The organism is Pantoea sp. CFCC18177, from assembly GCF_059412425.1.
The window spans coordinates 200640-220976 of record NZ_JBNBPL010000006.1 but is presented as its reverse complement, the minus strand read 5'-3'; the positions used below and the strand labels follow the sequence as shown (position 1 = coordinate 220976).

At 53.1% G+C, this 20337-nt stretch carries 16 protein-coding genes and 1 pseudogene; 5 read left to right on the top strand and 12 right to left on the bottom strand.

Annotated features, from left to right (window positions below; all coding sequences use genetic code 11):
• Positions 1-32 precede the first annotated feature (32 nt).
• The 8 genes from rseP to rpsB form a co-directional block, all read right to left on the bottom strand.
• On the bottom strand, positions 33-1382 hold the full coding sequence (gene rseP, locus ACPUC8_RS08805; RefSeq protein WP_039331211.1) for a sigma E protease regulator RseP: 1350 nt from the start codon (positions 1380-1382) through the stop codon (positions 33-35).
• A gap of 12 nt (positions 1383-1394) precedes the next feature.
• Entirely contained in the window at positions 1395-2252 is an 858-nt protein-coding gene (gene cdsA / locus ACPUC8_RS08800) for a phosphatidate cytidylyltransferase (protein ID WP_039331213.1), read from the bottom strand.
• A gap of 18 nt (positions 2253-2270) precedes the next feature.
• Positions 2271-3023, bottom strand: a complete 753-nt coding sequence (gene ispU, locus ACPUC8_RS08795) for a (2E,6E)-farnesyl-diphosphate-specific ditrans,polycis-undecaprenyl-diphosphate synthase (RefSeq protein WP_039331217.1) — start codon at positions 3021-3023, stop codon at positions 2271-2273.
• A 166-nt stretch (positions 3024-3189) separates the two neighbouring features.
• Positions 3190-4392 (bottom strand): 1-deoxy-D-xylulose-5-phosphate reductoisomerase, encoded by a 1203-nt coding sequence (gene ispC / locus ACPUC8_RS08790; RefSeq protein WP_197063324.1) that lies wholly within the window; start codon positions 4390-4392, stop codon positions 3190-3192.
• Positions 4393-4564: 172 nt separating this feature from the next.
• On the bottom strand, positions 4565-5122 hold the full coding sequence (gene frr, locus ACPUC8_RS08785; RefSeq protein WP_039331333.1) for a ribosome recycling factor: 558 nt from the start codon (positions 5120-5122) through the stop codon (positions 4565-4567).
• A gap of 196 nt (positions 5123-5318) precedes the next feature.
• On the bottom strand, positions 5319-6044 hold the full coding sequence (pyrH, locus tag ACPUC8_RS08780) for a UMP kinase (protein WP_039331221.1): 726 nt from the start codon (positions 6042-6044) through the stop codon (positions 5319-5321).
• 154 nt (positions 6045-6198) lie between these two features.
• Positions 6199-7050, bottom strand: a complete 852-nt coding sequence (tsf, locus tag ACPUC8_RS08775; RefSeq protein ID WP_039331222.1) for a translation elongation factor Ts — start codon at positions 7048-7050, stop codon at positions 6199-6201.
• Positions 7051-7356: 306 nt separating this feature from the next.
• Positions 7357-8076 carry a 30S ribosomal protein S2 gene (gene rpsB / locus ACPUC8_RS08770; RefSeq protein WP_034829491.1) on the bottom strand — a complete coding sequence of 240 codons (720 nt, stop codon included), beginning with the start codon at positions 8074-8076 and terminating at the stop codon, positions 7357-7359.
• Positions 8077-8390: 314 nt separating this feature from the next.
• On the opposite strand from rpsB, the gene map reads away from it, so the two are divergent.
• The 5 genes from map (at position 8391) to ACPUC8_RS08745 (ending at position 14500) form a co-directional block, all read left to right on the top strand.
• The gene (gene map / locus ACPUC8_RS08765) at positions 8391-9185 is read left to right on the top strand and encodes a type I methionyl aminopeptidase (protein ID WP_039331225.1); all 795 of its coding nucleotides are present in this window, start codon (positions 8391-8393) and stop codon (positions 9183-9185) included.
• A gap of 109 nt (positions 9186-9294) precedes the next feature.
• Entirely contained in the window at positions 9295-11949 is a 2655-nt protein-coding gene (glnD, locus tag ACPUC8_RS08760) for a bifunctional uridylyltransferase/uridylyl-removing protein GlnD (protein ID WP_039331227.1), read from the top strand.
• A 188-nt stretch (positions 11950-12137) separates the two neighbouring features.
• Entirely contained in the window at positions 12138-12962 is an 825-nt protein-coding gene (gene dapD / locus ACPUC8_RS08755) for a 2,3,4,5-tetrahydropyridine-2,6-dicarboxylate N-succinyltransferase (RefSeq protein WP_058972680.1), read from the top strand.
• A gap of 295 nt (positions 12963-13257) precedes the next feature.
• Positions 13258-13650, top strand: coding sequence for a DUF3461 family protein (locus ACPUC8_RS08750; RefSeq protein ID WP_039331232.1), 393 nt, complete (start codon positions 13258-13260; stop codon positions 13648-13650).
• A 136-nt stretch (positions 13651-13786) separates the two neighbouring features.
• The gene (locus ACPUC8_RS08745) at positions 13787-14500 is read left to right on the top strand and encodes a FadR/GntR family transcriptional regulator (RefSeq protein WP_039331233.1); all 714 of its coding nucleotides are present in this window, start codon (positions 13787-13789) and stop codon (positions 14498-14500) included.
• Here ACPUC8_RS08745 and ACPUC8_RS08740 read toward each other — a convergent pair.
• The 4 genes and pseudogenes from ACPUC8_RS08740 to dgt form a co-directional block, all read right to left on the bottom strand.
• A pseudogene (locus tag ACPUC8_RS08740) lies at positions 14497-15752 on the bottom strand (alginate lyase family protein). The gene ACPUC8_RS08745 and the pseudogene ACPUC8_RS08740 sit on opposite strands and share 4 nt — an antisense overlap.
• Before the next feature lie 26 nt (positions 15753-15778).
• Positions 15779-16936, bottom strand: a complete 1158-nt coding sequence (locus ACPUC8_RS08735; protein WP_039331234.1) for a CdaR family transcriptional regulator — start codon at positions 16934-16936, stop codon at positions 15779-15781.
• 234 nt (positions 16937-17170) lie between these two features.
• Positions 17171-18619: a serine endoprotease DegP gene (degP, locus tag ACPUC8_RS08730; RefSeq protein WP_039331236.1), complete on the bottom strand. Its 1449-nt coding sequence runs from the start codon at positions 18617-18619 to the stop codon at positions 17171-17173.
• 136 nt (positions 18620-18755) lie between these two features.
• A complete protein-coding gene (gene dgt, locus ACPUC8_RS08725; protein WP_039331238.1) occupies positions 18756-20249 on the bottom strand; it encodes a dGTPase in 1494 nt (497 codons plus the stop codon).
• Positions 20250-20337: the final 88 nt, after the last annotated feature.

The following is a 20337-nucleotide window of genomic DNA, read 5'->3' as shown; positions in this document are numbered from 1 at the left end:
AACACATCCCGCGCCTGTCTGCGTTCCAGCTATTACAGGCGTGAGAAATCATTGAAAAGTGCAAGCCCCATTAATAACACCAGCAGTATTGAGCCAATGCGATAACTGAAGTCCTGAACTCGCTCGGACACCGGTCCACCTTTGATCTTTTCGATCGCCAGAAAGAGCAGATGTCCACCATCTAATACCGGCAGAGGGAACAGGTTGATGATGCCCAGGTTGACGCTGATCAGCGCCAGGAACATCAGATAGTAAATCACCCCGTACTCAGCGGATAACCCAGCACCTTGCGCAATCGAGATTGGCCCGCTCAGGTTATTCAGCTTCACATCCCCGGTTATCAACTTGCCCAGCATTGAGACCGTTAACTTCATCAGCTGCCAGGTTTTGACACTGGCTTCACCGATGGCGGCAAAAGGTCCATACTGCCTTACCGTTTTGTACTCGTCTGGCAGCGGAATCACGCGTGGAATGACCCCCGCAAAGCCTTCCGCATCATTTCCCGGTTTCGCTTCCGGCGTTAACGTCAACGCCACCGATTCGCCGTTTCGTTCGACTTCCAGCGCCATGTTTTTGCGCGGATTGTCGCGTACCTGTGCCGCGAAAGCCTGCCATTGCGTTAACGGCTGACCATCGACTTTAACGATCCTGTCGCCTGCTTGCAAACCGGCAACGCTTGCCGGTGAGTTTGCCTGAACTTCCGCTAAGGTCGTTTCAATCTGCGGCCCACGTGGACGAATACCTAACGCCACGACCGGGTCCTGCTTATCGGGCTCAAATTGCCAGTCGCGCAAATCCAACTGCTTTTGCTGCGTGGCATCTTCACCAAATTGCGAGACGGTAAGCGTGGCATTGTTGTCGCCGATTTTACCGATCAGCGCCATACGCACAGCATCCCAATCAGGCGTTTCGATACCATCTACTGCTTTAAGTTCCATCCCGGAGGTAATTTGCGCTTCTGCAGCCACCGAACCGTTCAGAATTTCGCCAACAACAGGACGTACGCCAGGTACACCGTGGATGAATACCACCCAGTAGGCGAAAACGGCAAAGATGAAGTTGGCGACAGGACCGGCGGCAATAATGGAAGCGCGTTGCAGCACGGTTTTGTTGTTGAAAGCCTGATGACGTAGCTCGGCAGGGACGCTCTCGACACGTTCGTCGAGCATTTTGACATAGCCGCCAAGTGGGATAAGCGCAATGACGTATTCCGTTCCCTGGCGATCACTGCGGCGCCATAGCGCCTTACCAAAGCCAATAGAGAAGCGTTCGACTTTCACGCCGCAGCGGCGGGCCACCCAAAAATGGCCGAATTCGTGAACGGTAATCAGCACGCCAAGCGCCACGATAAAGGCGACAAAACTCCAGAGTATGCTCAACATGGTTGCTAATCCTCAGAGGGTGCGGAACACCAGCAGCAGCAAGCAGGCAAACACCGGCACCGCAGCTGTCAGGCTATCGATACGATCGAGGATACCACCGTGCCCCGGAATCAAGTTACCGCTGTCTTTGATACCCGCTTCACGTTTAAACATGCTTTCGGTCAGGTCACCCAATACCGAAGCCAGCGTGGCAATCACGGCGCAGATGACCAGCGTGCCTGGCGCCACCGTCAGCGGCGCTAGCATCGCAAACAGCCAGGCAATAATAGCGGAGGAGAGCAGGCCACCAAAGAAGCCTTCCCAGGTTTTTCCCGGTGAGACTTTCGGTGCCAGTTTGTGTTTGCCGAACAGACGCCCAAACATGTAGGCGCCGGAATCAGCCCCCCATACGATGAACATCACGAACAGCAGCCACCATGCACCCGCGAAGTGGTCAGTATCATAGTGATATTGACGCAACGCCATCATGCCCCAGAAGAAGGGGATAACCGTGAGGAGACCAAAGATGAGGCGCAGCGGGCGCGAATGGCGCCACAGTGCAGCCGAAGCAGGATAGAAAAGCACCAGAACCAAGGCGACGATCCACCAGCCCAGAGAAACCCATAGCGAGCCTTCCATCTGGTATTGATGCAGATTACGTTGGTAGGGTTGCAGGGTAAACAGCATCGCCGCCAATAACAGGCCGCAAAGCACCGCCAGCCAGATACGTTGCTGACGCGATGCCATACCGGCAAACTGCCCCCATTCCCAGGCGGCCAGCATGCAGATGATGATCGTTATAATCGCAAAACCAGACAGCGGTAACCAAAACAGTGCAGCGATCACCAGCGGAATTAAAATAAACGCGGTAATCAGACGAGACTTCAGCAAAGGTTACCCCCAGATTGCTCAGGCGCCACCTGGTGCAGCGCCGCCGTAGCGTCGCTCCCGCGTAGAGAATGCATTCAGTGCACCTTCAAAAACGTGTTCATCAAAATCAGGCCAAAGAACATCGGTAAACCAAAACTCAGCATAGGCGATCTGCCACAGCAGGAAGTTGCTAATCCGATGCTCTCCCCCGGTCCTTATCACTAAATCCACCGGCGCCAACTCCTGCATACACAGATAAGGAGCTAAGCTTTCTTCGGTTATTTGGTCAGGACGTAACAAACCTTCCTGAACCTGTTCAGCCAGTTTTCTGGCACCCTGGATAATATCCCAACGTCCACCATAGTTGGCAGCAATGTTGAGGGTCAGTCCATTATTTTGCTGAGTCAGTTCTTCGGCGCGGCGAATGCGTTCCTGAATACGATTGTTAAAACGACTGATATCGCCAATGACGCGCAGACGCACGTTGTGTTTGTGCAGGCTTTTGACTTCGCTGTCGAGCGCCCAAACAAACAACTCCATTAATGCCGTCACTTCCTGTACTGGTCGGCTCCAGTTTTCACTGCTAAACGCATAAAGCGTGAGCGCTTCCAGCTTGTGGCTAACCGCAAAGCTGACAGCCCGGCGTACTGATTTTACCCCGGCTTTGTGGCCTGAAATACGCAGTTTGCCCTGATTTTTTGCCCAGCGACCATTACCATCCATAATGATGGCCACGTGACGTGGCGTACAGTACGACTCGTCATCGATTGTGTTGTGATTGTTGGACGACATAACGCGTAATAATTCCTTTCATCAGAAATGCTGTGGTTTCTGAATACATTGCGCCTGCGGCAAACTCCAGCCATTCTGCCGGATGACATCGAAACAATGTCGGGCCATGAAACGCGAGCGAGCGACTATACCATTTTCACCTTGAGCGAACAAATAGCGGTAAGTATCAACCTGCTAAACGAAAGCGTGGTAGCAATTCATTGGCACAGATTCGGGCTAACCGATCGATTTCCATCACATCATCAATGTTGCTCGGTTCCTGGCACTGCAGAGAGGCCAGCACTTCGCTATTCATGGCTGCAATATCGGTAAAACGAATCTGATGCTGTAAAAATGCCGCCACGGCCACTTCATTCGCCGCGTTCAGCGTTGTCGTCGCCGCCTGCCCTGTTGAGCACGCATCAATGGCCAGCTTCAGGCAGGGGTAGCGCGCATAATCCGGTTCATCAAACGTCAACGCCTTCATTCGGGTGAAATCAAGCGGCGTGACACCGGCTGAGATACGCGCTGGCCATGCCATGCTGTGCGCTATCGGCGTTCGCATATCGGGCGAACCTAACTGCGCCAGCACACTGCCATCGCAGTAACGCACCATAGAGTGAATCACCGATTGCGGATGCAGGATAACTTCCATTTGTGCGTCAGTGGCATTAAACAGCCAGCGGGCTTCAATGTATTCAAGACCTTTATTCATCATGGTGGCCGAATCAACAGAGATTTTACGCCCCATTGACCAGTTCGGATGTGCACATGCCTGGTCTGGCGTCATGGCCGCCAAATCGGCTAATGGAGTGTCACGAAAAGGACCACCCGATCCCGTAAGGAGAATGGAATCAATGCCATTTCCCCGCAGATCAGCGTACCCCAACTGATGCTGTATGGAAGCGGGTAAACTCTGAAAAATGGCGTTGTGCTCGCTGTCGACCGGCAGCAATTGAGCCTGATGATGGCGCACCGCCTCCATAAACAGACGGCCGCATGTGACAAGGGATTCTTTATTGGCAAGCAGCACCGTTTTGCTGGCACGAATCGCGGCCAGTGTCGGCTGGAGACCCGAGGCGCCAACAATCGCCGCCATCACCTGATCGACCTCATCCAACGCAGCCAGTTCGCAGGCTGCCTGAACGCCGGAGAGCACTTCAGTTTGAAGGTTCAGTGCTCTCAGTCGCTCACGCAGGGCCTGTGCCGAGGTCTCATCCGACATCGCGGCATAACGCGGCTTAAATTGCTGACACTGTTCTGCCATCAGCGCCACATTCTGGCCGGCAACCAGCGCGGTGACCTGATACAGGTCTGGATTTGCCGCCACCACTGCCAGCGTGCTGGTGCCAATCGAACCCGTGGAACCCAGCAAAGTTAATCGCTTCATCATGCTATCCCTGTGAGGTTGTGAACCGTGCCCGCAACTGCGCCGGGCACAATGTAAAACGCCGCCAGAGTCGCACAACGTCTCTGAACGGCGTTTTATACCCGTCATAGTAAAAATCACATCCAGATTGGCTGCGACTCATACCATTTCGGGTATAGATAACTTGATGGAATTAGAAATCCATCAGTTCCTTTTCTTTGTCGGCCAGTGCTGCATCAACGTGTTTGATGTATGCATCGGTCATTTTCTGGATCTCATCCTGCGAGCGACGTTCGTCGTCTTCGCTGATCTCTTTGTCTTTCAGTAGTGCTTTGATCTTATCGTTGGCATCACGGCGCACATTACGGACAGAAACACGGCCCTGCTCCGCTTCACCGCGCACGATCTTGATCAGATCTTTACGACGCTCTTCCGTCAGCGCTGGCAGTGGCACACGAATATCGCTGCCTGCTGAGCTCGGGTTAAGCCCCAAGTCAGATGCCATAATGGCTTTCTCAACGGCTGCGCCCAATGAACGATCAAACACGTTGATTTTCAGCGTACGAGAATCTTCTACCGTGACGCTCGCCAGCTGACGCAGTGGCGTAGGAGTACCGTAGTAAGGCACCATAATGCCGTCGAGCAGTGAAGGCGAAGCACGACCGGTGCGTACTTTGCTGATTTGGTTTTTAAATGCATCCACACATTTTTCCATGCGCGTGTCAGCATCTTTTTTAATGTCGTTAATCACGTTAAAACCCTTGGATTCGGTTTGACCTGGCCACATCCGGCGTTCCAGAAGTGGTATCGATAAACATCGATCATCCTGTTACCCACCATAATTCGAGCTGCAAACGCATTGTTGACACTGAAATTATGTGAAGTAATGGCGCGGTGACCCAGCATCGCGCCCACAGAATATACCTTATTTTATCCTGCGTCGGGTATTAATGCGTAATCAGGGTGCCTTCTTTTTCACCCATCACCACGCGACGCAGCGCGCCAGGCTTGTTCATATTGAAGACACGGATCGGCAGCTGATGGTCGCGCGCCAGTGTAAAGGCGGCCAGATCCATCACTTTCAGCTCTTTATCCAGTACTTCGCCATAAGACAGCTGCTCGTACAGCGTAGCATCCGGGTTTTTCACCGGATCATCCGAGTAAACACCATCGACTTTAGTGGCTTTCAACACCACATCCGCTTCGATTTCAATGCCGCGCAGGCAAGCAGCAGAGTCGGTAGTAAAGAACGGGTTGCCCGTACCCGCGGCGAAGATCACCACACGGTTGTTACGCAACAGGCTGATGGCTTCTGCCCAGCTGTAGTTATCACACACGCCATTCAGCGGAATCGCGGACATCAGTCGTGCGTTCACATACGCACGGTGCAATGCATCACGCATTGCCAGGCCGTTCATCACGGTTGCCAGCATACCCATATGGTCACCGACCACACGGTTCATACCTGCCTGTGCCAGGCCAGCGCCACGGAACAGGTTACCGCCACCAATAACCACACCCACCTGGATGCCCAGCTCAACCAGCTCTTTCACCTCTTGCGCCATACGGTCAAGCACGCTCGCGTCAATACCAAAACCTTCGGCACCTTGCAGTGCTTCGCCACTCAGTTTTAGCAGGATACGTTGATATACAGGTTTTGCGTTGGTCGCCATGGTCAATTCTTCCTGGAAGATATGATGAATGAGAAGTTAAATCTGATCGATCATCCGCTTAGCAAGCGAGAAAAGCTATTGGGATGAGACTGAAAAGTGGTCCACGCAAAACGCAGACAAAAAAGAACCGCCTTCCGGCGGTTCTTTCGGAACATTAAGACTGTTTGGACATTGCAGCAACTTCTGCTGCGAAGTCAGCTTCAACTTTTTCAATGCCTTCACCCACTTCGAAGCGGATGAAGTTGATGACGTCTGCGCCTTTCTCTTTCAGAGCCTGGCCAACGGTTTTGCTTGGATCGATAACGAAAGCCTGACCGGTCAGAGACACTTCGCCGGTGAATTTCTTCATACGGCCATCAACCATTTTCTCTGCGATTTCTTTTGGCTTGCCAGACTGCATGGCGATGTCCAGCTGTACCTGGTACTCTTTCTCTACCACGTCAGCAGACACGTCTTCTGGCTTAACGAACTCTGGCTTGCTTGCAGCAACGTGCATAGCAACTTGCTTGCTCAGCTCTTCATCAGCACCGGTGGTTGAAACCACAACGCCGATACGTGCACCGTGCTGGTAGCTGTTCAGCTGAGCACCTTCCAGGATAGCAACACGACGGATGTTGATGTTCTCACCGATTTTAGTAACCAGCGCTACGCGTTCTTCTTCGAACTGCGCTTTCAGAGCTTCAACATCAGTCACTTTACCTGCAGTGGCTGCATCCAGTACTTTGTCAGCGAAAGCCTGGAAACCAGCATCTTTAGCAACGAAGTCAGTCTGGCAGTTAACTTCCAGAATCATCGCGTAACCGTCAGCGATTTTAGTTTTGATCACGCCATCAGCAGCAACGTTGCCTGCTTTCTTAGCGGCTTTGATCGCGCCAGATTTACGCATGTTCTCAATCGCCAGCTCGATGTCGCCGTTTGCTTCGGTCAGCGCTTTTTTGCAATCCATCATGCCTGCGCCAGTACGCTCACGCAGTTCTTTTACCAATGCAGCGGTAATTTCAGCCATTCCAGAATCCTCGATTCGTCTCTGTGTGCGTTCACACTGTCAGAAACTTGTTGCGGAAAATTTACTCTGCCCCGCTTACCCAAAGGAAGCGTGACAAACTTAGATAAATAAAAGGGGCCTGTGCGGCCCCCTTAACAGATATATCCAGCATATTTCGCATGGCAGATGCGTTGGCTGCTCTCGTTCACCCACATCACTGACTCAAGTCAGCTCAGTGGGCTTCTCTCGGTTGCCGCCTTCCTGCAACGCGAACTATTTTGGATAAAACATCTGATGTCTAAGGGCTCTCAGAAAGAGCGAACCTTATTAAGCTTCAGCAGCTTCTTCTGCCTGCTCAGCCAGATCCTGTGAACGGCCTTCGCGCACGGTAGTCGCAACAGCAGTCAGGTACAGGCTTACAGCACGGATTGCATCGTCGTTACCTGGGATAACGAAATCAACGCCGTCTGGATCAGAGTTGGTATCAACGATAGCAAATACTGGGATACCCAGGTTGTTTGCTTCTTTGATAGCAATGTGTTCGTGATCAGCGTCAACGACGAACAGTGCATCCGGCAGACCGCCCATATCTTTGATACCGCCCAGGCTGTTTTCCAGCTTGGCCAGTTCACGAGCACGCATCAGTGCTTCTTTCTTGGTCAGTTTGTCGAAAGTACCGTCCTGAGACTGAGTTTCCAGGTCTTTCAGACGTTTGATTGACTGGCGAACAGTTTTCCAGTTAGTCAGCATGCCACCCAACCAGCGGTGGTTAACGAAGAACTGGTCGCAGCTCAGAGCTGACTCTTTTACCGCTTCGGCAGCAGCGCGCTTAGTACCAACGAAAAGGATTTTGCCTTTACGTGAAGAGATCTTCTGCAACTCAGCCAGAGCTTCGTTGAACATTGGTACAGTTTTCTCAAGGTTGATGATGTGAACTTTGTTACGAGCGCCGAAGATGAATGGCTTCATTTTCGGGTTCCAGTAACGGGTTTGGTGACCAAAGTGAACACCAGCCTTGAGCATGTCGCGCATTGAAACAGTTGCCATGATTACCTCTAAAGTATGATTGGGGTTGGGCCTCCATGTATCCCATACAACCGACCTCTTTCAAGGCACCCCGGCGTATGTGTCGATACATGTGTGTTTTAGTACACAAAGTGAGTTTTATGCGTTTCTCGCCAACCACGAAGGTGACAGAGAATCGTCGGCGCGCTTTATACCATAATGCGCAGGAATACGCCAACAGAAGTTCGCGGCGTCAGGCGTGAACAATCCCGATTTGGCAGCCTAATTGCTGGCTGCTAACATGACTGCCACAGAACTCATTATTGTCGAAAATTTCGGCGATTGCGGATTATTTAATGGCCATTTCAATCAAAACCCCTGAAGAAATCGAAAAAATGCGTGTGGCAGGCCGTCTGGCAGCTGAGGTGCTGGAAATGATCGCACCGCACGTTGTGCCTGGCGTGACCACCGGTGAACTCGACCGCATCTGCCACGATCACATCACCAATAAGCAGCAGGCCATCTCGGCTTGTCTGGGCTATCACGGCTTCCCGAAATCGGTATGTATTTCGGTTAACGAAGTGGTATGCCACGGTATCCCCAGTGACGATCGCGTATTGAAAGATGGCGACGTAGTGAACGTTGATGTCACAGTGATCAAAGACGAGTATCACGGCGACACCTCGAAAATGTTCATTGTGGGCAAACCCACCATCCAGGGTGAGCGTCTGTGTCGTGTGACCCAGGAAAGCCTGTATATCGCCTTGCGCCTGGTGAAGCCGGGCATTCGCTTACGCGAGCTGGGCCGTGCGATTCAACAGTACGTTGAAGCACAGGATTTCTCCGTGGTGCGTGAATATTGCGGACACGGCATCGGTAAAGGCTTCCATGAAGAGCCACAGGTGCTGCACTACGATGCGGATGACGGCGGCGTGGTGTTGCAGGCTGGTATGACCTTTACCGTTGAGCCGATGGTGAATGCGGGTGATTACCGCATCCGTACCATGAAGGACGGCTGGACCGTAAAAACCAAAGATCGCAGCTTGTCCGCGCAGTATGAGCATACTATTGTGGTGACAGAAAACGGCTGTGAGATTCTAACGCTGCGTAGCGATGACACCCTTCCTGCGGTGCTTGAAAACAACGCGTAAAATTCTCCAACACAGTACCAAGCCGGCCAATAGCCTGTTACCCCTCGCGCAAGTGATGGGTATCAGGTTTAGAGTCGGCTTTTTTTATGGCGCAGATTGAGGCATGTCGATGAGTGGTAGCGTGACCGAAGCAGTACACAAAGGCCTGACCGATTCCCCCGCCAGCTGGCCAGATGAAGCCCTGACCCGTGACAAACTAAAACTCTATCTTGAGCAATTCCAGCAGCATCTGGGCGTGGCCTTTGATGCGGGAACGGATGTGGAATCGCTGATTGATGTCCGTACGCTGTTTATCGATCGCTTGCTACGCCGACTGTGGCGCTTCTATGGATTCGATAAATTAAAAGAGATCGCCCTGGTCGCGGTGGGTGGCTATGGTCGCGGCGAACTGCATCCGCTCTCCGACATTGATGTGTTGATCCTCAGTCGTCAGCCATTAGATGACGCCACCGCGCAGCGCACCAGCGAGCTGTTAACGCTGATGTGGGATTTAAAGCTCGAAGTCGGTCACAGCGTGCGCACGCTGGAAGAGTGTTTGCTGGAAGGCTTATCAGACCTGACGGTAGCGACCAATCTGATTGAATCGCGCATGCTCACCGGCGATGTAGCGCTGTTCCTTGAACTGCAAAAGAACATTTTCAGTGATGGCTTCTGGCCATCTGCGCGCTTCTTCGCGGCCAAAATAGAAGAGCAGCAAGAGCGCCATCATCGCTATCACGGCACCAGTTATAACCTCGAACCGGATATCAAAAGTAGCCCTGGCGGCCTGCGCGACATTCATACCTTGCAGTGGGTGGCGCGGCGCCATTTCGGTGCCACCACCATGGATGAGATGGTCGGATTTGGCTTTATCACCGAAGCCGAACGCAACGAAATCAATGAGTGTCAGACATTCCTCTGGCGCATTCGCTTCGCCCTTCATCTGACCCTGACGCGCTACGACAATCGCCTGCTGTTTGATCGCCAGCTCACCGTTGCCCAACGGCTCAACTATCTGGGCGAAGGCAATGAGCCGGTTGAGCGCATGATGAAGGATTTCTACCGTGTAACGCGTCGTATCGGCGAACTCAATCAGATGCTCCTGCAGCTGTTTGACGAAGCGATTCTTGCCCTCTCCACCACCGAAAAACCGCGCAGTATTGACGATGATTTTCAACTGCGCGGGAATTTGATCGACCTGCGCGATGCCACCCTGTTTGAGCGCGAACCGCAGGCAATTCTGCGAATGTTTTATGTGATGGTGCGCAACGAAAACATCACCGGCATCTATTCCACCACGCTGCGCCAGTTGCGCTACGCGCGACGCCACCTGAAACAACCGCTGTGTCAAATTCCGGAAGCACGCGAAACCTTTATGGCGATCCTGCGACACCCCGGCGCGGTGAAACGCGCGCTGGTGCCGATGCATCGCCATAGCGTTCTGTGGGCCTATACGCCGCTGTGGGGCAATATTGTCGGCCAGATGCAATTTGACCTGTTCCACGCCTATACCGTTGATGAACACACCATCCGCGTGCTGCAAAAGCTTGAGAGCTTTGCCAATGAAGCCACGCGCCCGATGCACCCGCTGTGTGTGGAACTCTGGCCGCGCCTGCCACAACCTGAGTTACTGCTGATGGCGGCCTTACTGCACGATATCGCCAAAGGACGCGGTGGCGATCACTCCATCCTCGGCGCGCAAGATGCGCTGGAGTTTGCCGAACTGCATGGCCTTAATTCTCGTGAAATGCAGTTGGTGGCTTGGCTGGTACGCCATCATCTGCTGATGTCGGTGACGGCTCAGCGCCGCGACATTCAGGACCCGACGGTGATCCAGCAATTCGCGGAAGTGATGCAAAATGAAAATCGCCTGCGTTATTTGGTGTGTCTGACCGTTGCTGACATCTGCGCCACCAACGAGAGTTTGTGGAACAGCTGGAAACAGAGTCTGCTGCGTGAGTTGTTCTTTGCCACCGAAAAACAGCTGCGTCGTGGTATGGAAAACAGTCCCGATTTGCGCGAGCGAGTCCGCCATCACCGCTTGCAGGCGCTGGCGCTATTGCGCATGGAAAACCTCGACGAAGAGCGTTTGCATCATATCTGGAGCCGCTGCCGTGCAGATTACTTCCTGCGTCATACGCCGAATCAGCTGGCATGGCATGCGCGCCATTTAATCGATCATGACCTCAGTAAACCGATGGTGCTGGTCAGCCCGCAGGCCACACGCGGGGGCACTGAAATCTTTATCTGGAGTCCAGATCGCCCTCATCTGTTTGCCGCGGTGGCAGGCGAACTCGATCGCCGTAATTTAAGCGTGCATGACGCACAAATCTTCACCAGTCGTGATGGCATGGCCATGGACACCTTTATTGTTTTAGAGCCCGACGGCAGCCCGCTGGCCGCCGACCGCCATCCGATGATCATGCAGGCGCTGGAGCAGGCGATCACCCAAACCGAATGGGTACCACCGCGCACACGCCGCCAGTCGGCACGCCTCAAACACTTCAGTGTGGATACCGAAGTGAATTTCCTGCCAACGCACACCGACCGGCGGAGTTATCTGGAATTGGTGGCGCTGGATCAGCCAGGTTTGCTGGCGCGTGTGGGTGAAGTGTTTGCCGATCTGGGCGTGTCACTGCACGGTGCGCGCATCAGTACGATTGGCGAACGGGTTGAGGATCTTTTCATCCTGGCGGACAGCGAGCGACGCGCACTTGATGTAGAAATGCGCAATGTGCTGAAAGAGAGGTTGACAGAGGCCCTTAATCCAAACGATAAACTGTGACCTACCCGTCATCATTCAAACTGTAGGCGCGTTGGCTCTCCTCGCTCGGCCTGGTCACATACTGATGTATGCTCCCAGGCACTCGCTGCGTGGCCGCCTTCCTACAGCCTGAATGATTTAGGGTAGGCAATAAATTACTCATGTCCGAATTTACGGACATTCCGCTATGACAGACTCAGGAATTAAATATGCAACAGTTACAGAGCGTTATCGAATCTGCCTTTGAGCGCCGCGCCGACATCACGCCTGCCAGCGTAGACAGCGCGACCCGTGAAGCCATCGAACAGGTTATCGGCCTGCTGGATAGCGGTGAGCTGCGCGTGTCTGAAAAGATCAACGGCGAGTGGGTAACGCATCAGTGGCTGAAGAAAGCAGTGCTGCTGTCTTTCCGCATCAATGACAACCAGGTCATTGATGGCGCTGAAACCCGTTTCTACGACAAAGTGCCAATGAAGTTTGCCAACTGGGATGAAGCTCGCTTCAAAAATGCCGGCTTCCGTGTTGTTCCTCCAGCAGCCGTGCGTCAGGGCGCATTCATTGCACGTAACACCGTACTGATGCCTTCGTACGTCAACATCGGCGCTTACGTTGATGAAGGCACCATGGTGGATACATGGGCAACCGTGGGTTCCTGTGCACAGATCGGTAAAAACGTCCACCTGTCTGGCGGCGTGGGCATCGGCGGCGTACTGGAGCCACTGCAGGCTAACCCAACCATCATCGAAGATAACTGCTTCATCGGTGCACGCTCTGAAATCGTTGAAGGCGTTATCGTCGAAGAAGGTTCAGTGATCTCAATGGGCGTCTACATCGGCCAGAGCACCAAAATCTACGATCGCGAAACCGGCGAAGTGCATTACGGTCGCGTACCAGCAGGTTCTGTGGTGGTTTCAGGTAACCTGCCATCAAAAGACGGCAGCTACAGTCTGTACTGCGCCGTGATCGTGAAGAAAGTGGACGCGAAAACCCTGGCAAAAACCGGCATCAACGAGTTGCTGCGTACCATCGACTAAACTTTCGCACAGGTATAACCTCCTGCCAACGGGTCCGTATTCGGGCCCGTAATTTTTTGTTTACACTCAGATGACAATTACCTGTTTCGCGCCGCGAATTAACAGGTGCGTTTATTTTTCAAACAGTTCATAATCCGCGCCAGTTAACTCCGGTCGCGCACTGTTCATCCCGGTTTTTGTGTCTACAGTTGATTAAGTATGCCGTAAGCGTTCCGGTTGCCGCGTTTTTTGCTGCATCCCGAATGATGATGATAGTCCTGCGCGCTCACCCACTCTTAGATGGAATATAAACGCTATGTACGACAACCTGAAAAGCTTAGGTATCAGCAACCCTGACGACATCGACCGTTACAGCCTGCGTCAGGAAGCCAGCAACGACATTCTGAAAATCTACTTCCGCAAAGACAAAGGTGAATTCTTCGCCAAAAGCGTGAAATTCAAATATCCACGTCAACGTAAAACCGTTGTCGCTGACCACACCAGCCAGGGTTATAAAGAAGTTCAGGAAATCAGCCCGAACCTGCGCTATGTGATCGACGAGTTGGATCAGATTTGCCAGCGTGACCAGGTTGAAGTGGATCTGAAACGCAAAATTCTCGCGGATCTGCGCCACCTGGAAAACGTGGTGTCGAATAAAATCGCTGAAATCGAGTCAGATCTTGATGAATTAACCCGTAACGGTCGTTAATTCCTGCCACGATTATCAAGGCCAGCCTATGCTGGCCTTTTTGTTTGCTGAAATCAGTCTCTTCTTAGTCTCCCCGCGCTTTCTGAATCCCTGATGCCTGGTTACTATTGGTCTATGTCTGACTTCCGGTATGACTATGACAATGCAATTTGCAGCTATCACCTCCGGCCAACGCGGCCTTGATATCCATATTGCCAGTGACCTCGCGCGCAAAATCTTGTCTGGAACACTGAAAGTCGGTGATGTCCTTCCCAGCGAAGTCGAGTTATGCGGTCGGTTTGGCGTTAGCCGCACTGCGCTGCGTGAAGCACTTAAACTGCTCTCGTCCAAAGGTTTACTGGAATCTCGCCCCAAACTCGGCACGCGTGTGCGTGAGCGCGCCCATTGGAATTTACTCGATGTGCAGTTGCTGGAGTGGATGGAAGGGATTGAATCGACGGAAGAGATGTATCAGCAATTTTTGGCATTTCGCCAGGTTATCGAACCGCAGGCAACGCGGCTGGCCGCCCTGCACGCTACGCATGATCAACGTGTTGAGTTATCGCATTTGTTCCGCGAAATGAGCGCGGTTTGCGCCGCCCAACCTTTTGACCTGGTGCGCTGGCTGGAAGCAGACAGTGCCTTTCATCGTCTTATTTTCCACGCCACGGATAACTGCTTCTTTACGCCGTTCGGCAATTTGCTGGCGACCACCTTTAAATGTTTCTTCACCTGGCCGACCAGCGCACAAGAGATCTTTCTCGACGAGCACCGCAAAATCTATGAGGCGATCATGATGGGTGATGCTGATGCCGCCCAGCAGGCGTCCACCGTTTTAATGCTTCACAGCCCACGCACGCCCACCTCTTAAGGCTGCCGCGGCAACGACAATAGCCAGGTGTCACGCTGCGCCTGCATCACCGCACCCTTGAAGTGGATGTTTCGGGAAGCGACCAGCTTGCGTGGTCGATCCAGCGTTGGTAACGATGGCTCTTCAGACTGTTATCCGCCAGCGACAACAGCGGAATCATCCTGACGCTCACCCGGTCACGATTTTTCCACGGCCAGGGTTTACGGTCATCGCTGTAGGGTGCCATGTAATCCAGTGCATCGATCAGTGAACCGCCCTGCTGATGGTAATGCCACAAATCTCCCGCCCCACTTCGCTGCACCAGCTGCGCCACACTGGTCAACGCTTGCAGATTGAAATAGCTGTAATGGAAAGAGCGCGTGCGCGCCAGTTCAAATGGCTGGGTGCCGTCCGCACGGATCTGCCCATCAATTTTTTGCCGTGTCAGTGCAGCCATCTGCTTAATCACCTCAGGCTGCTGCAAATACCAGGCAATACCGGCGACCTGCGCAGCGTACCAACTTCCGTGATTGTTGGGCGCATCGCGTTCGCCCTGTGCCAGTTTGCTGTGCTGCAGCCAGTGCAGATAATCACGAAACCAGGCGTGCAGTGCGGCCTGATCCTGCGCTCGCCAGCCGGGGGAATCTTGCAGCAGCAACAGCGCATCCACCACGCGCGTGGCGAAATAGCGCCCATCCAGCACGCCGGTGTGCCTGCCTTGCGCTTTGCCCGGCACACCCTGCGCATAATTGAGGTTGGGGTTCATGCGGGTTGCAGGATCGATAAACCATGTCCGCGCCATGGATTGGGCTTTTGCCGCATAGCGTGTTTCACCGGAAAAATACCAGGCCAGGGTGAGGGTCTGCAGATCGGCAGTAAAGCGCGCCAGACGCACACCATCGCTTTGATCGTTTTTACTGGCAGGATTCACCTCTCCGTCATGGCGAATCCACGGTAAGCCCGCCTCCTTCGCCTTATCCGGCCACCAGTAAGCACTCAGGCTGAGATAATCATGTCGCGATCCGCTGGGCGGCAACATCCCTTTTTGCGTAACGGACGGGTTTGGCTGGTGCAGGGCGCGGTCGGCCGCGTGCTGCAACTGCTGCCACGCGGCGAAAGTCTGAGGAGCCGCGCTTTTGCTGTGCAGTGCATCTCGCGCCTGCTGCAGCTGCTCGCCTGATAAGAATGCCAGCACCGGCGTCTGTGCCCGGCAAGACACCGCGATCGTCAAACCCAGCAGTAACCAAAGCGTCCGCGACATCAATGCATGCATCACCCTCTCCCAACCGCTGCTATTACTTAACTTTGCTCATCCAGTTGCAATGCAACGTACAGCAATAAACGATCGTCGAAATTACCCAGATTCAACCCGGTCAGCTCGGAAATACGGTTGAGGCGATATTCCAGCGTGTTGCGATGAATAAACAGCGCCCGCGCAGTGGCACTGGGTTGCACATTATGGTTGAACCACGCCACCAGGGTGCGGCGCAGCAATCCATTGTTGTCATTGGTTTTCAGCTTCGCCAGCGGCCGCGCCAGTTCGTTAGCTTGCCATCCGCCACGTAAACTATCCAACAACACGGGTAATACCAAATCCTGATAGAAAAAGCTGCGCTGTTCCGGCATACGCTGCTTGCCCACCATCATGGTGGTGCGCGCGGTGCGGTAGGATCGTGCGATGCTGCCAGGACCAGTGAAAAAATTACCCAGCGCGATGCGCATCCGCACCTGGCCGCTCTCTTTCATACGTTGCAGCAGTTGGTCGACACGCCGCCGATGATCGTCCTGATCGTAACGCCCATGCGCATTTAGAGCCGGTTTCAGCACCACCATCTCGGTGAGTGAGACGATGGCAATGAGATTGTCACGATCGGGCGTGGTGAGCAGCGTTTGCAACTGCTGCAATTCAGACATCGCACTATCAACGCCGAGTTGGCCGCTGTCCACTTCCACCACCGCCACCACGCGCGGTTGATTGAGATCGATCCCCAAACGCTGCGCCCACTCGTTTAACGCGGGCGAGAGCGTCTCACTGCGAATCAGGTTGAGCACTAACTCCTCACGCAGGCGGCTATCTTGCGCCAGCATATGCAGCAATCGCGCTTGTTCCAGCATCATTTCTGCCGTCATACACACCAGTTCACCGTAGTGACGTAGCGCCGCGGGTTGCCCGGTCAAACCAATCACGCCGACAATGCCGCCATCGATACGCAGAGGCAGATTAATACCCGGCCGCACGCCGTGCAGATGTTTAGCCACGGCTTCGTCGATGTCCACCACCCTTCCCTGTGATAGCACCAGCAGCGCACCTTCGTGCAATTCGCCAATACGCTCGCGATCGCCGCTGCCAATAATGCGGCCGCGCGCGTCCATCACATTGACATTGCTGTCAATAATTTGCATGGTGCGGGCAACAATATCCTGAGCCAGTCGCGCATCGAGATGATAGGTGGCCATCAATAGCTCCATAGATAAAGAGGAACTGACAGAATACGCATCCCCACCACGCCTGACATTGTGCAACTGCACATAGCCGGATGGATAATGCGGGAATTGAGGCGAGCGTCACATTGCGACACGGACATCTGCACAATTTGATACAAAGCATCGTGGTACTAATGCTAACCGCGGGGCGGGATCATAACGAAAAAAGGCGAGCCGAAGCTCGCCTGTGATTAACAACGTAAAACCTTACTGCATCAGCAGATAAAGGCTGCTGTCGCCGCGCTGCACGTTCAATGCCAGCACGGATGGCTTGGTATCGAGGATTTTGCGCAGTTCACCGAGGTTCGCGATGGCCTGCTGGTTGACGCCCATGATCACGTCACCTTTCTTCAGACCAATTCGCGCCGCCGCACTGCCCGCCTTCACGTTATCGACTCGCACGCCCTTCTGACCATTGCTATCGACATTGCTCAGGTCGGCACCTTCAATACCGGTGTAAATGGTGGCCGACTGCACTTTTTCCTGCGAGCTCTGCTGGAGTTCTACCGTGATATTCACGGGTTTGCCATCACGCAGCAGGCCCAGTTGCAGTTTGGTTCCCACTGGCAGTGAACCGACTTCGGCACGCAGCGCCGCAAAGCTGGTCAACGGTTTACCATTCATCGACACCACAACATCACCGGCTTTCACACCCGCTTTTGCTGCCGCAGAGTTTGGCAACACCTGGCTGACGAAAGCACCGCGCTGCGCATCGACTTTCATCGCTTTCGCCAGTTCGGAGTTCAGCTCGGTGCCCATGATACCCAGTTCACCGCGTTTCACCTGGCCGTACTCGATCATCTGTGCGGTGAGGTTTTTCACCATCGCACTTGGGATCGCGAAGCCGATACCGATGTTACCGCCATCCGGTGCGAGGATCGCGGTGTTAATCCCGATCAATTCACCGTTCAGATTCACCAGCGCGCCACCGGAGTTACCGCGGTTGATCGCTGCATCGGTCTGGATAAAGTTTTCATAATTTTCGACGTTCAAGCCGCTACGGCCCAATGCCGACACGATGCCGGAGGTGACCGTTTCACCGAGTCCGTAAGGGTTACCGATCGCCACGGTGTAATCGCCTACGCGCAGATCGTCAGAATCGGCGATCTTAATGGCGGTCAGATTCTTGGCATCCTGCAGCTGGATCAGTGCGATATCCGATTGCGGATCTTTACCAATCACTTTGGCGTCATAACGACGACCATCACTCAACTGCACCTGAATTTTGGTGGCGTTGTCGACTACGTGGTTGTTGGTCACCACATAGCCTTTATCCGCGTTGATGACTACGCCCGAACCCAGCGCACGGAATTTCTGCTGCTGCGTATTGGCTCCGCCGTCACCACCACCCTGGCTGCCATCACCGCCGCCCTGGCACATTGGCGAGCTTTGGAATGGCGAACCGTCCTGGCAGAATGGCGAATTATCACCAAAGAATTGCTGGAATTGTTGCGGCATCCGCGGTGTTTTCACGGTGGTACTTCCTTCAACGCTGATACTCACCACGGAAGGCATCACTTTTTCCAGCATCGGTGCCAGGCTTGGCAACTGTTGGCTCGAGGAGGAAGCAGATTCCGCCGCGAAAACACTCACAGGGCTCAATGCCATGCCCAGACTAAGCGCCAGCGCACTTAACATTAAGGTGCTTTTTTTCATTTGTCTGTGTCTCTCTAAGATTTACGGCCAGACCATTGCTGTGGTCGTGATGGTGAGATTAAGTTTTTAGCGCGAAGTTCCTAATGAAGTTTTGGGCAAAGGTAAAAATTTATTCTTCATCTTTACAAAACTCGGATTATTCCACCGCCATTAAACGACGATATTCATCCCACGCATAATTATCTGTCATACCGCTGATATAGTCCTGAATCAGCCGCGAACGATAATAGCGTTCCCATAACAAGCGTTGATATTTATGTTCGACGATAAGCGCGCGCATCTGCTGTTGATACGCTTTGCGATGTTTTCCGGAGAGTTTATGAAACAGTCGCGTCTCGATAGGATGCTTAGGGAGAAAATCATCGTTCATCAGCGTGGTAAACTGCTCGTAATCCAGCAACATCAATGACTGATATATTTCCAGCAGCCCTTTAATCACGCGATAACCCTGTAATTCCAGCTGCTCAACTTCAGGGTGATTAAAGACTTGCTGACGTGCCACAGTTTTAAATAGCTTCAACAATCGGCCTTCATCGCCATCATCTTCCAGCAAAGCGTGGTTAAAGCTGCCCTCGTAAATAGCAGGCAAATTATCCACAAAGCGGCGAACCGCATGACTCACCAAGACATTTTGTACATTAACGCGTAACGACATAAAAAACTGATCGCTGATACTGCGGCGTTTTTTCTGATTCGCTTCTTTCCAGGCTTCACCGACCGTGCGACTAAAGGCATCGCCACTATTTACCGGGCCCCAGGCGTTGAGTAAATATTTATATAGGGTTTCAACATCAAAAATATCTTTCTCAACGGCATCATCCAGATCGGCAATGCAATAGGAGATATCATCGGCGGCTTCCATTATCCACGTCAGTGGGAAGCGATGATGTTCAGCCATATTGGTCGCCGCACGCAGCTCGGCAACATATTCGCGTTCAGATAAATAGAAACCCGGCTTCTTCATTAATACGCTAAATTCAGCCGGCTTATCGCCCTGCCACCATGCGGGGGCGGTATATTTCAGGATGCAGGCGACCTGGGCATAGCTCAGATTAAGTTGCAGCAGCGTATGCACCAGACGAATCGCTTGTGCATTACCTTCGAAGTGGCACAAATCCTGACGAATCATTGCATTCAGCTGGTCAAAATCTGCTCGCTGAATATCATCAGCAACGCCCGCCACCAGCGGATCCACCAGTTCAGCAGGCAGGTTATCATCGAACCAGTCATTAATCGCCGCTTCGCCGAAGTGACCAAATGGCGGGTTACCGACGTCATGAAGCAGGCAAGCCATCTCTATCAGGCTTTCAAATGCCCCTTCAAACTCATCCAGACCATATTTTGCCAACCCACCGCCTTGAGTCTTCAGGGCTTGCAGAATCTCTTTAGTGATGTAGCGCCCGGTTTGCTGTACTTCCAGCGAGTGAGTCAAACGCGAACGCACGGCGGCATTGCGCTCCAGGGGAAATACCTGGGTTTTTTGTTGCAGGCGGCGAATAGCCGCAGAGTTAATAATGCGCCCGCGGTCGCTTTCAAAGTGACGCGTAATAAAGTATTCGCCTTCCGGATCTTTGCGACTGGTATAAGGGCGGGTAAAACTGATCTTCTTCCTGAAATTGATCGTTGCCATCATGACCCCTTATTTTTTGGTGAATTCATCCTCAGTCAGCCATGGTAGACTATGCCTCACTTTTGAGGTTTACATCCATCATTACAGC